This window comes from Enterobacter sp. Bisph1 (genome assembly GCF_000814905.1).
Classification (GTDB): Bacteria; Pseudomonadota; Gammaproteobacteria; order Enterobacterales; family Enterobacteriaceae; genus Kosakonia.
Genome location: NZ_JXAG01000034.1, coordinates 26902 through 39319, shown reverse-complemented (window position 1 = coordinate 39319; position 12418 = coordinate 26902). Strand labels below are relative to the sequence as shown.

The following is a 12418-nucleotide window of genomic DNA, read 5'->3' as shown; positions in this document are numbered from 1 at the left end:
ATTTTTTGTACAAATGAACTTTTGCGTAGCTCACATTTATGACACTGGCGTGAATTTTGCGCATTGACGACGCAGTCTATTCAAGGTATTCCTGACCTGTGGTTGAGCACTTAGTGACCACTGTTTTCTTTTCCACCAGATCAAAGAATGAGGGAAACGAGGCATGAAGAGACAAAAACGCGATCGCCTGGAACGGGCACATCAACGTGGTTATCAGGCTGGTATTACCGGGCGTCCGAAGGAAATGTGTCCCTACCAAACCCTGAATCAAAAGTCCGAGTGGCTGGGAGGCTGGCGGCAAGCCATGGAGGACAGGGCAGTCATTGCCTGATTCTGTCTCTTTAAAAAAGAAACCTCCGCACTGCGGAGGTTTCGCCTTTATAGGGGTATAAACCCGTATTAGAAAGTAGAGGTGTCCTGGAACAGGCCCACTTTCAGGTCAGCGGCGGTATAGATAACGCGGCCATCGACCAGTACTTCGCCATCCGCCAGGCCCATGATTAAACGACGGTTCACAATGCGTTTAAAATGAATACGGTAAGTGACGGTTTTTGCCGTCGGCAGTACCTGCCCGGTAAATTTCACTTCGCCAACGCCCAGCGCGCGGCCTTTGCCTTCACCGCCGAGCCAGCCCAGATAGAAACCGACCAGCTGCCACATGGCGTCCAGACCGAGGCAGCCTGGCATCACCGGATCGCCGATGAAATGACAGCCAAAGAACCACAGGTCCGGATTGATATCCAGCTCAGCTTCAACATAGCCTTTATCAAAGTTACCGCCGGTTTCGGTCATTTTGACCACACGGTCCATCATCAGCATGTTCGGTGCCGGTAATTGCGGGCCCTTCGCGCCAAACAATTCACCACGACCAGAGGCAAGAAGATCTTCTTTTGTATAGGATTCGCGTTTATCTACCATGTTCTCAGTAAGCCTTATTTGTAGTTTCGGACGCAGGATAGCTAACACGTGTAAGCTGAACAAGTCCGATCAGTTTCGGATAAACCAGCTTAACCAGCGAAGCGGCCATGGGAAACGATGGCGCGCCTCCTGCTGCATCACCTGCGCGATGCGTTCCTGAATGATTTGCTTCAGGTTATTTTGCCCCTCAGCGTCCCAGGGCAAGCCTGTTAATAAGGGTAGCGCATCCGCCATATCATCTACCGCCCAGATGAAAAATTGCTGTGCGCTGATGGCGTCCAGCAGCTCCTGATGCAAACAGAGATGACGCACATTCGCTGCGGGGATGATAACGCCCTGCTTCCCGGTAAGCTCACGCTGCTGACAGATGGCGAAGAAGCCTTCAATCTTTTCGTTAAGCCCGCCGACCGGTTGCGAGCGACCAAACTGGTCGACAGAGCCGGTGATAGCAATGCTCTGATTAATTGGCACTTCAGACAGGGCGCTGATCAGCGCGCAGAGTTCGGCCATTGATGCGCTGTCGCCATCCACTTCGCTATAGGATTGTTCGAAAGTCAGCGAGGCGGAGAAAGGCAGCTGCTGTTCTAGTTCCAGCTCGGCCATCAGGAACGCCTGCATGATCATCATGCCTTTGGCGTGGATATTGCCGCCCAGCTCTGCTTTGCGCTCTATATCATGGAACTCGCCATCGCCGACGTGCACAACACAGCTGATGCGCGAGGGTTCGCCATAGGCGCGCGGATGGCCCGGAAATTCAACTACCGACAGGGCGTTAATCTGGCCGATCTGTTCCCCTTCGGTTTCAATCAGGATTTGATCGAGCAGGATCTCGTCCTGCATGCGTTCGGCCAGGAAGCCTTCGCGCCATTCGCGCTGGGCAAGCATCGTCTGCAGTTCTTCGGCGCTAAAGGTTTCTTCGCTCGACATCGCCGCGACTTCACGCAGTTGCCGGGTTAACCATAAAGGGCAAAGGGGGAGCGTTTCGCGGTCGCCGGTATAGCGCACGGCTTCGCGAATCAGCGTGGACCAGGCGTCAGCCGCAGGAATGGGCAGCTGTGCCGCATCGGCGGTCTGTACAACCCACTGCCGCCAGCTGGTCATGGCTTCGGCATCGGTAATTTGCAGCGTCTCTTCATATTCGCTATAGATGGCCTGGGAGGCGAGTTCCGGTTCCATCTCCTGGAAATCCGCCAGCGATTCACGTTCGCCGACCAGAATAACTTTTAAATCCAGCGGCATGGACGGCACGATAACCGGCAACGGCCGTGATTCATCGAAGGAGACCCAGTCGAAGCGGCGCTGCGTGACCATGGTTTTCAGGCGGACCCACAGCAGCGGCTGTGTGAGCAGCGTACGCAAGGAAATGATCAGCACTCCGCCGTTGGCCTGGTGAACGAGGCCCGGCTGCAGCGTGATTTCCTGATTGAACTGGCGCAGGCAACCAAACAGTTGTTCCGCCTCAACCCATTCGGCGATAACGGTAGGTTTATTGCCGGTAAAATTCGCCTGCACATCGGCCGAAGGTTCAAAACGAATGACCGAACCATTAACGTGATAATGCCCACCAGAAACGGGGCGAACGTCATCGGACGCTGCCGTTTCAGCGGCGCTGGCGATCAGGGTAAGGTATTCGGCTTCTTCTGGCGCTTTGGCCAGTAAAAAGCGCGACGTGGCTTGCGGATAGAGCAACTGCTCCAGCGCATACTGTAATCGGGGCTGCGTATCGGCCAGCGTGAAGTCCGTTTCGCGGGCTAATTCGGACGATTCAAAGAGCGCCTGATAACTGCTGGTATCAGGAACCAGGTCGTTCCAATCAAGTTTTGTAATGGTCAAAGTCGTTTTTTAGTCTGATGTCAAAGGCGCGATTATACCGTAAACGCAATAACAGCACACACCCAATACGCGCTTTCGCGACACAAGGTGCGGTGAAATGCCGGGCTGAAATATTTCTTTGCAGCAGAGCGAGAAAAAACTGATATTCTGAACTGTGTTACACGGTAACGTTGAGAGCGCAATGAAATATCAACAACTGGAAAATCTTGAAAGCGGCTGGAAATGGAAGTACCTGGTAAAAAAGCATCGTGAAGGGGAGTTAATCACGCGCTATATCGAAGCCAGTGCTGCCAAAGAGGCGGTCGATCGCTTGTTGACACTCGAAAATGAACCTGTACTGGTCAATGACTGGATCGCGAAGCACATCAACCCGGTTTTGATTAATCGGATGAAGCAGACTATTCGCGCCCGCCGCAAACGGCACTTTAATGCTGAGCATCAGCATACGCGTAAGAAGTCGATCGATCTGGAATTTGTTGTCTGGCAGCGTCTGGCGGGCTTAGCGCAGCGCAGAGGGAAAACCCTCTCGGAAACCATTGTGCAGTTGATTGAAGATGCAGAGCATAAAGAGAAGTATGCTTCGCAGATGTCGACGTTAAAACATGACCTGCAGGCATTGCTGGGAAAAGAGTAGGCGTTTACCGCTTCACATATTTCAGCCAATAAAAAACCCCGCTAGCAAGCGGGGTTTTTTTAGACGGGAACTTAAGCCTGCGGCTGAGTTACAACGTCTTTGCTACCTTTAACTTCGATCTCAACGCGACGATCCGGTGCCAGGCAGTCGATCAGCGCAGCACGCGCTTTCACGTTGTCACAGGTGTTGCCGGTAACCGGGTTGGATTCACCCATGCCACGTGCGGAGATTTTGTTCGCCGGGATACCTTTAGATACCAGGTAATCAACAACGGACTGAGCACGTTTCTCAGACAGAGCCTGGTTGTACGCGTCAGAACCGATGCGGTCGGTGAAGCCCAGAACCACTACGGAACCGTCTTTCGGATCCAGGTTGCTCAGCTGACCGTACAGCTGGTCCAGCGCCTGCTGACCTTCCGGTTTCAGGGTTGCTTTGTTGAAGGTGAACAGAACATCAGACTTCAGAGTGAAGTGTTTGGTCTGCACTTCCGGAGCCGGAGCCGGAGCCGGAGCGACTACCGGAGCAGACTCTTCCTGCTGGCCAAAGCGGTAGGAAACACCTACGCTCAGCATGCCGTTGTCCGGACGAGTACCGATGGTGTTTGCATCACCGATGTTGTTAACCCACTGGTATTCCAGACGGGTAGCGATGTCACGAGTAACTGCCCACTCAACACCACCAGCGAAGACCGGAGAAACACCGGTATCGTGATCTTTGAAGCCCAGGTTGTTCTGAGCGTCTGCACGCCAAACCATACCACCCAGGCGGGTGTACAGGTCTACGTCGTCAGTTACCGGGTAACCCAGTTTAGCGGTCAGCTGAACGCCCTGAGCTTTGAACGCGCCGTTAACGGTGTCGCCTTTGTAAGGCATACGACCCAGCCAGTCATAGCCCAGTTCGAAACCTACGTACGGGTTAACCTGGTAGCCACCGAACGCACCAGCACCCAGTTGGCTTTCGTGGGTCGGGCCATCGTTCTGCCATACCGCACCTTTGTCATGATACTGGGACCAGCCCAGTTTACCACCTGTATACCAGGTGTTATCTTTCGGAGCGGCCTGCGCTACGGTAGCGAAACCAGCCAGTGCCACTGCAATCGCGATAGCTGTCTTTTTCATTTTTGCGCCTCGTTATCATCCAAAAATCGCCATGGGAATCTCAGTAGAGAAGCCACGGTTAAATCCTTCACCGGGGGTATTGCTCACTGACAACTCTGCAGATATCTTTACCGATATCTTTGGCTTATGCCGAGCACCCCTGGCGATGTAAAGTCTACAACGTAGTTGGAAACTTACAAGTGTGAACTCCGTCAGGCATATGAAAAAAAAGGCTTTGTATACACATTATTTAACAATTATGGTTACTCTTTCGCCGCGGCTGTTTATGCGCAAAGCGCGCCACGCAGGCTTTCACGCTGTATTTGATTGATAAATTAGACGTGCCATCGTGAAGCAAAAATAATCCCAGGAAAAATCTTATTTTTACTCAATGATACAAATTTGAGTGAATTTTTATCCCGGAAAGCTGTCTGGCAGCCAGAGAATCGTGACGGACAGGACGCATAACAAAACCGATCGCATTCCCTTCTTCTGCTGCTAACGCTAATTGACGATGCTCTTCGCTGGTCAATTCTTCAGCGTGCCAGCCAATCACGACGCTATAGTTGCCGGTACGCAACGCGCGGATCATAGAGTCCAGCGTTACGCTGGGAGAGAGCTGATTGATCTGCATAATCTTAGTAAGCGGTAAGCCTGCAGACTGCACCCATTCACGGCTTAGCTTTTGCTGCGGCGTCAGCCACAACTGCCAGCGGGATTGCTGTCCGAGCTGCTGCAGCAACGGTAATAATAGAAGCTGCGTCATCCAGGGCTGATCTTCGCGATAGACCATTTCGCTAATCAGCCCCGGAGCGTTGTTGCCGGAGGTTTCTGCTTTACTTAGGGTTTTAAGCGCGGAAGCGGGCATATTTGAGCGATTAGCATAACCTGAAGTGTACATAATCAATCCAGCCTTTAGAGTTACTGTATAAACATACAGTACCCTTTGGATGTTTAAAGATCAACCTCATTTTCTGAAACTATCTCGCATTTTTGTTTTGTACCTGCCGCGTTCTGCAAAATTCGCTTGCCGTCTTGCTCGCAGTTGCCTATGTTCCTCCATAACGGTTTCACTAACTCAAATCCCGCTTTTACTACGTGATTTGTAAGGGAAAAATCATGGAAGAACTATCGTATCAACGGATATATCAGTCGCGCGAATACCTCACACCCCTCGGCACAATTCGCCACCGCGCCCATTTTGGCGGTTATAGTCTTTCAGTGGACAAAACCGTCTTCGCGATGGTTGCAGAAGGTGAACTCTACCTGCGCGCCTGCGATGAGAGTGCGCAATACGCCGTCACCCAAAATGCGCCTTTATTAAAATTCAATAAACGCGGTCGCCAGGTTTCATTAAATTACTACTTCGTCAGCGACAGTTTATGGCGCGATCCACCGTTGCTCCTGAAGCTCTCAGAACTTTCCCTCGATGCCGCACGACGTGAAAAAGATCGGCGTAGCGCCAGAGTGCGGTTGCGCGATCTGCCTAATCTCTCTTTTCAGCTCGAAGCGCAACTCCATGAAGCTGGCGTGTTGGATGTGCATATGCTGCGCTTGCTGGGGGCGAAAGCCTGCTGGCTGCGGTTAAGGAAAATGAATAACCAACTCAGCGGCAAAATCCTTCTTGCGCTGGAGGGGGCTATTGTTGGGCTTCACGAGGCAGCGCTGCCGGCGCTAAGGCGCCGGGAACTGATCGAGTGGATTAATGGCTTACCCAAGAAACGCTAGCCTCTTACCGGGTGATTTTGCTTTTCAGCCGGCTCACTTCAGGCAGTAAGGCTATCAGTAATCCAATTTGCTGTAGCACCAGCGGCTCTTTGCTGTCCGGTCGCGGTTCAAGATGCTTAATGCGCGAACTCAGATCGGCCAGGGTATCCTGCACGCGTTGTTGGTCTGCTGGCAGGTGATGTAACGCATCATCGACATAGCAGACCGCATCATCAAGCAGACGCAGCGTATCCGGTTGGGTGAGTTGTTCACGATGCGCGCCCAGCGCGGAGATATAACTGGTAAATGTGTGATTCAGGCAAAGTAAGCGGAACGCGGCGTCGCGAAGTTCAGGCGACGTTCCCGGTTCGGAAGACATATTTGAAACCACCGACGCCAAATCCGCATCCCGATTGTAAGCATTACGTCTGGCTATGCGGTAAGCGAGCCGGTTATCGCGCCCCTGATGGTACTGTTCAAGGATAGCGTCCAGATAGCGGCAGTTGGCGTCAAAGGCTTGTTCAATGACGCGAGGAAGGTGGCGAAAACGCCAGTCTGGCCAGATAAAACTCACCGCCGCCCAGGCGATCGCGCAGCCAATAAGCGTATCAATAATGCGCGGTAGCGCGACTTCAAAGCCTTCGCCCAGCAGGTTAAAGCATAACAACACCAGCAGAGTAATAAACATGGTGGCGTGGGCGTATTGCACTGTGCGAAAGGCAAAAAACAGAACGCCGGTGATGACGATAAGGATCAATTGCCCTTCGTGGGAAGGCACGAAATAGAGCACCGGTAAGCCAATCGCGACACCCACCAGCGTGCCGATAACCCGTAAAGAGAGGCGATGACGCGTGGCGTTATAGTTTGGCTGGCAGACAAACAAACTGGTCAGCAAGATCCAGTAACCATGCTGTAATCCGGTAATTTGAATAAAAGCATAGCCAATACACAACACCACCGACATGCGTATCGCATGGCGAAACAGCGCGGACTCGGGGGTTAAGTTGTTGCCCAGCCATTGCCAGATATCACGAAAACTCGTCAGGCTATCGTCCGAGAGCTGATTTTCCGTGTCATGGGCTAACGAGAGCTGTGGCTGTCCGGATTCAATTGCCGCCAGCTGAGCGTCAATGGCTTTGAGATTATCGACAAGAAAGCCCAGCGCTTTGAGCTGATCTTGCGGTGTGACGCCGCTTGCGCGAATGCGATCGAGGGCAGCATCCAGATGAATGAATACCCGTTCGAAGCGTGCATCATGCTGGTAAGGTATGCGCAGCAAAATAGCGCGCGAAAGTTGGGCGCAGGCCTGGGACTGCATTGAGAGTAGACGCTGAAAGCGGAACATAACGTCGCTATAGCGGAACTGTTCGCGCAGTGTCTGATATTGAATATGGGATGAACTTGCGCGCTCGTGAATATCTTGCGCCGCAAAATAGTAGTGCAGCGTTTGTCGCGTGCCGCGCTGGCCGCGATCCCCACGTAACCGCGTGAGTAAAGTGGTTTTCGTCTGGTTAAGGGTATTCACCAGTTGCCCGTTCGCCAGCGCCAGGTCATACAGGGGAGCCTGGCTGTCATCTTCAATATCCGGGTCGAAAAGACGGGATTTCAGCTCGAGGTAATGCGCCAGCTGTTCATAACTGCGCGCCAGGTTGTCCTGCAGAGCGCGGATGGGGAAAACCAGATGACCAATCAGCGTGAGTAAATTGAACCACACCGCGCCCGCCAGCAGTAAAAGCGGCTGTTGATACCATTGGGCAAAAAGGGAGATCCCCAGCATGGTATAAACCGCAATCAGCAATGCGCCAAACGCGATCGTTGCATAGCGCTGCCCAAGGCCGCCGAGCAGGATAAAACCAATCGTTGACGTCACAAGGCCAAGCGCAAACAGCCACGGCCAGGGAAAAAGTAATTCCACGGAGGCGGAGGCGATAAAAAAGCACACCAGCGTGATGATCAGATTTTTCAGGCGGCCGGCAAGGCGATCGTCAAGATCGGCCAGTGCGGCAGCTACAACGCCAAGGGTTAACGGGATGGTTAGCTTCACTTCTCCCAGCAGCCAGGGCACCAGTGCGGTCCCGCAAAGGGCGATAAAAATTCTGACGTTATAGAGCCAGGCACTGTTCCATGTATAACGGCGAAGCAGAGGACTTAACATAATGGTAAGCGACCCGGTTATTGGAAATGACGACGCGCATTGGCTTCGCGGGCGGCACGAGCGGTCTCAACGGAAACCACCCGGCGACCAACCGGCCACAGAGCAATCGCAGCAATTTTAAAATTTGCGACGCCAACCGGAATGCAGACGATAGTCAGGCATTGAGCGATACCAATGGCAATGTGCGAGATGCACAGCCACCAGCCAAACAGCACAAACCAGACAATATTCAGCAGCGTTCCTCCCGCATTGAACAGGACGTTTTTGCGCTGCGGTGCGAGCTCATCAACGTGAATCGCTTCATTTCCCCAGGGGAAAAGTGAGAGTTTAGTGATCTCCCAGCAGGAGCGTGTCAGCGGTAGGGTGAAGATCAGCAGGGCGCTTATCAGCGTTGCCAAAAGCCATCCCAGCGTTGTCGCGAAACCGCCAAGAACAAAATTCAGGATATTCAAAATGGTACGCATAAAACCCTCATCACTAACCGGACAATAACCAACGCCGCTAATTGTAACGATTATTTGGGCTGGAGCACCAATTCTCTGGCAGGTAAACTGGCATTTATTGTCACAAGCTGAGAACGATAATTCATGGAATTGAAAGCGACTTCACTGGGAAAACGCCTGGCGCAGCACCCGTATGATCGCGCCGCCATTTTGAATGCGGGCATTAAAGTGGCGGGTGACCGGCATGAGTACCTTATCCCTTTCAATCAGTTGCTGGCTATTGAATGCAAGCGCGGGCTGGTCTGGGGCGAAATGGAATTTCAGCTTGCCGATAAAAAAGTGGTTCGTCTGCACGGCACCGAATGGAGTGAAACCCAGCGATTTTATCATCTCTTAAACGATCGCTGGAATCGTTGGAGCGCCGAGATGAGCGAAGTCGCGGCCGGCGTTTTGTCCGAACAGCTGGAACTGATCGCCGCGCGGACTGAAGAAACGAAATGGCTGACAAAAGATCGGTTGCAGGGATTGCAGCAGCAACTGCAGCAGGCCTTTATCGCATTACCGATCCCGACAAGTCGCTTATCTGAGTTTGAAAACTGTCGCGAGCTTTGGCAGCAATGCCAGTCCTGGTTGACGGACATTGAAGGACGTCGGGCGCAGCATAATCAACGCTATACCGAGATTATGCTTGAGCAGTACGCCACGTTCTTTGCGCAGGTGGAAACCTCCCCGTTAAATCCGGCGCAGGCGCGAGCGGTAGTCAACGGTGAGCGTTCTTTATTAGTCCTTGCAGGTGCCGGCAGCGGCAAAACCTCCGTGCTGGTCGCCCGAGCCGGGTGGCTGCTGGCGCGGGGTGAAGCAACGGCAGATCAAATCCTGCTGCTGGCGTTTGGCCGCAAGGCGGCTCAGGAGATGGACGAGCGTATTTCGCAGCGGCTGCATACCGAAGAGATGACTGCCCGCACATTTCATGCGCTGGCATTACACATTATTGCTCAGGGCAGCAAAAAAGTGCCTGCGTTAAGCGAGCTGGAAAATGACACTTCCGCGCGGCTGGCGCTGCTTACCGACGCCTGGCGTCAGCAGTGCAGCGAAAAAAAAGCGCAGGCCAAAGGGTGGCGACAATGGCTGGAAGAGGAGATGGCCTGGGATGTCCCGGAAGGAAATTTCTGGGAAGATGCCGGGCTACAGCGCCGTATCGGCCCCCGGCTCGATCGCTGGATTGGCTTGATGCGTATGCATGGAGGCGCGCAGGCGGAGATGATTGCCGACGCACCTGAAGAGGTGCGCGCACTGTTTAGTAAACGTATCAAACTGATGGCACCGCTTCTTAAAGCATGGAAAGCGAAATTAAAAGAAGAGAATGCCGTCGATTTTTCCGGCCTGATCCACCAGGCGGTTAATGTGCTGGAAAAGGGCCGTTTTATTAGCCCGTGGAAACATATCCTGGTTGATGAGTTCCAGGATATTTCGCCGCAGCGTGCGGCTTTACTCGCCGCATTGCGCAAGCAGAACTCGCAAACGACACTGTTTGCCGTGGGCGACGATTGGCAAGCTATCTACCGTTTCAGCGGCGCGCAGCTCTCTTTAACCACCGCTTTTCAGGACTATTTTGGCGAGGGTGATGTTTGCGCCCTCGATACCACTTATCGCTTTAATTCCCGCATTGGTGACGTGGCGAATCGCTTTATTCAGCAAAATCCGCAGCAGCTGGCCAAACCCTTAAACAGCCTGAACGCGGGGGATAAAAATGCGGTAACGCTGCTGGCGCAGGATCAGCTGGAGGCGTTACTGGATAAGCTCAGCGGCTATGCGAAACCGGAAGAGAGGATCCTGGTTCTGGCTCGTTATCACCACGGCAGGCCAGCTGTTTTGGAAAAAGCGGCAACCCGCTGGCCGAAACTTCAACTCGATTTCATGACGGTCCATGCCAGTAAAGGCCAGCAGGCGGATTACGTGATTATTGTGGGACTAAAAGAGGGGCTGGATGGGTTTCCGGCGCCGGCACGCGAATCGGTGATGGAACAAGCCTTGCTCCCGCAGGAAGAGGCTTTCCCTGATGCAGAAGAGCGGCGATTACTTTATGTTGCGCTGACCCGCGCTCGTCACCGCGTCTGGTTGCTGTTTGATAAACAGGAGCCGTCACGCTTTGTTGAGACATTAAAATTGCTGAACGTGCCGGTGGCGCGGAAGCCTTAAAAAAAGGCGGCCACAACGGCCGCCATCTCTTATTTAAGCCGTTCGGCCAGATAGCGCTGATAATCCGGGATCATGATCTCAATGCTACTGTTAAATTTCGGCGATTCGATAATAAAATCCGCCGTCGATAAGTTGGTGGCCACTGGAATATTCCACACCGTCGCCAGACGTAAGAGGGCTTTGACATCTGGATCGTGCGGCACGGCATTTAGCGGATCCCAGAAAAAAATCAGCACATCGATTTTGCCTTCCGAAATCAGAGCGCCCACCTGCTGATCGCCGCCCATTGGGCCGCTTAACATCGCATTGATGTTAAGGCCCGTCGCCCGCTGAAGTAAATTCCCGGTAGTCCCGGTGGCGTACAGCTCATGATTCTCCAGTATGGACTGATGCCGCTCTACCCATTTCATTAACAGCTGCTTGCAGTGATCGTGCGCAACCAGGGCAATATGTTTGCGTACGGGTAAGATACGAGTTGTTGTTTCCATCATCGGTTTCCGTGAGTTATTTTCGCTACAGATTACTGGAAGCGACTGATGCTGCAAGAGAAGTAGATAAAAAAAGATGAAAATGGTTGAGTGGGTCTGTTTGATTTACACTTTGGTGACATCGCCGGGAGGAAACCATGAAAGAAAACGATATTGCCGCTATTTTACAATCGACCCAGACTATCGCGCTGGTTGGTGCAAGTGACAAACCCGATCGCCCCAGCTATCGCGTGATGAAATATTTGTTAGATCAGGGATATCACGTGATTCCGGTCTCGCCGAAAGTTGCAGGTACGACGCTGCTTGGGCAGCAGGGCTATGCCACTCTTGCCGAGGTACCTGAAAAAATCGATATGGTCGATGTTTTTCGTAATTCAGAGGCGGCCTGGGGCGTCGCGCAGGAGGCGATTGCTGTGGGTGCGAAAACGCTGTGGCTGCAGCTGGGTGTTATTAATGAACAAGCTGCGGTGCTGGCGCGCGAAGCCGGTTTGTCGGTGGTAATGGATCGCTGCCCGGCCATCGAGATCCCGCGATTAGGGCTGGCTAAATAAAAAAATACCCCGCAGCAGGCGGGGTATTATCAGTTACGCAGGCGCGGAGCCTGAAGCTGTCGGCGTATGGTGCGCGCCAGTTCGTCCATCGAAGGCTGTTCCGGATGCTCTTCCGTAATTTCACTCGTCAGCTGCGCTTCCGCCAGATAGGTATGGACTGGCTGACCATCATCATCTTCCATCACCACATGATACCAGGGTAGCGCACGTAATTCGTCGTTGACCGCCAGCTCATCTGCAGACGGTTCATCAAGTGAATATTCAGGATCGATATCGACCACAACGCCCAGATATCCCAGCAGGGAGTGGCGAACCTGCTGACCGATACCGAATTTGCTGGCATTCATTGTCACCTCCAGGGAACTTATCTACCCCTTAATATGCGGGCCAGGT

General features: G+C 52.9%; 13 protein-coding genes. 5 read left to right on the top strand and 8 right to left on the bottom strand.

Annotated elements, in window-relative coordinates:
• Window positions 1–163: 163 nt before the first annotated feature.
• On the top strand, window positions 164–331 hold the full coding sequence (gene rmf / locus RW65_RS08650) for a ribosome modulation factor (protein ID WP_039056321.1): 168 nt from the start codon (window positions 164–166) through the stop codon (window positions 329–331).
• Window positions 332–399: 68 nt separating this feature from the next.
• Here rmf and fabA read toward each other — a convergent pair whose 3' ends face one another.
• Window positions 400–918, bottom strand: coding sequence for a bifunctional 3-hydroxydecanoyl-ACP dehydratase/trans-2-decenoyl-ACP isomerase (gene fabA / locus RW65_RS08645; protein ID WP_039056320.1), 519 nt, complete (start codon window positions 916–918; stop codon window positions 400–402).
• Between the two features lie 69 nt (window positions 919–987).
• Window positions 988–2751 (bottom strand): AAA family ATPase, encoded by a 1764-nt coding sequence (locus tag RW65_RS08640; RefSeq protein WP_039056319.1) that lies wholly within the window; start codon window positions 2749–2751, stop codon window positions 988–990.
• Between the two features lie 181 nt (window positions 2752–2932).
• Here RW65_RS08640 and matP point away from each other — a divergent pair, with 181 nt between their 5' ends.
• Window positions 2933–3385, top strand: a complete 453-nt coding sequence (gene matP, locus RW65_RS08635) for a macrodomain Ter protein MatP (RefSeq protein WP_039056318.1) — start codon at window positions 2933–2935, stop codon at window positions 3383–3385.
• A 71-nt stretch (window positions 3386–3456) separates the two neighbouring features.
• On the opposite strand, the gene ompA is transcribed toward matP, so the two are convergent.
• A complete protein-coding gene (ompA, locus tag RW65_RS08630) occupies window positions 3457–4503 on the bottom strand; it encodes a porin OmpA (RefSeq protein WP_039056317.1) in 1047 nt (348 codons plus the stop codon).
• 367 nt (window positions 4504–4870) lie between these two features.
• Entirely contained in the window at window positions 4871–5383 is a 513-nt protein-coding gene (gene sulA, locus RW65_RS08625) for an SOS-induced cell division inhibitor SulA (protein ID WP_039056315.1), read from the bottom strand.
• A 218-nt stretch (window positions 5384–5601) separates the two neighbouring features.
• Here sulA and RW65_RS08620 point away from each other — a divergent pair, with 218 nt between their 5' ends.
• A complete protein-coding gene (locus tag RW65_RS08620; RefSeq protein ID WP_039056314.1) occupies window positions 5602–6210 on the top strand; it encodes a TfoX/Sxy family DNA transformation protein in 609 nt (202 codons plus the stop codon).
• A gap of 4 nt (window positions 6211–6214) precedes the next feature.
• Here the strand turns inward: RW65_RS08620 and yccS are convergent, their stop codons facing one another.
• Window positions 6215–8344, bottom strand: a complete 2130-nt coding sequence (gene yccS, locus RW65_RS08615) for a YccS family putative transporter (protein ID WP_039056313.1) — start codon at window positions 8342–8344, stop codon at window positions 6215–6217.
• Between the two features lie 17 nt (window positions 8345–8361).
• Window positions 8362–8808 carry a YccF domain-containing protein gene (locus RW65_RS08610; RefSeq protein WP_039056312.1) on the bottom strand — a complete coding sequence of 149 codons (447 nt, stop codon included), beginning with the start codon at window positions 8806–8808 and terminating at the stop codon, window positions 8362–8364.
• 123 nt (window positions 8809–8931) lie between these two features.
• Here RW65_RS08610 and helD point away from each other — a divergent pair, with 123 nt between their 5' ends.
• Window positions 8932–10986: a DNA helicase IV gene (gene helD / locus RW65_RS08605; protein ID WP_039056310.1), complete on the top strand. Its 2055-nt coding sequence runs from the start codon at window positions 8932–8934 to the stop codon at window positions 10984–10986.
• Window positions 10987–11015: 29 nt separating this feature from the next.
• Here the strand turns inward: helD and mgsA are convergent, their stop codons facing one another.
• Window positions 11016–11474, bottom strand: a complete 459-nt coding sequence (gene mgsA, locus RW65_RS08600) for a methylglyoxal synthase (protein ID WP_039056309.1) — start codon at window positions 11472–11474, stop codon at window positions 11016–11018.
• Between the two features lie 137 nt (window positions 11475–11611).
• On the opposite strand from mgsA, the gene RW65_RS08595 reads away from it, so the two are divergent.
• A complete protein-coding gene (locus tag RW65_RS08595) occupies window positions 11612–12025 on the top strand; it encodes a CoA-binding protein (RefSeq protein WP_039056308.1) in 414 nt (137 codons plus the stop codon).
• A 29-nt stretch (window positions 12026–12054) separates the two neighbouring features.
• Here RW65_RS08595 and hspQ read toward each other — a convergent pair whose 3' ends face one another.
• Complete coding sequence (gene hspQ, locus RW65_RS08590) at window positions 12055–12372, bottom strand: heat shock protein HspQ (protein ID WP_039056307.1); 318 nt, start codon at window positions 12370–12372, stop codon at window positions 12055–12057.
• Between the last annotated feature and the right edge of the window lie 46 nt (window positions 12373–12418).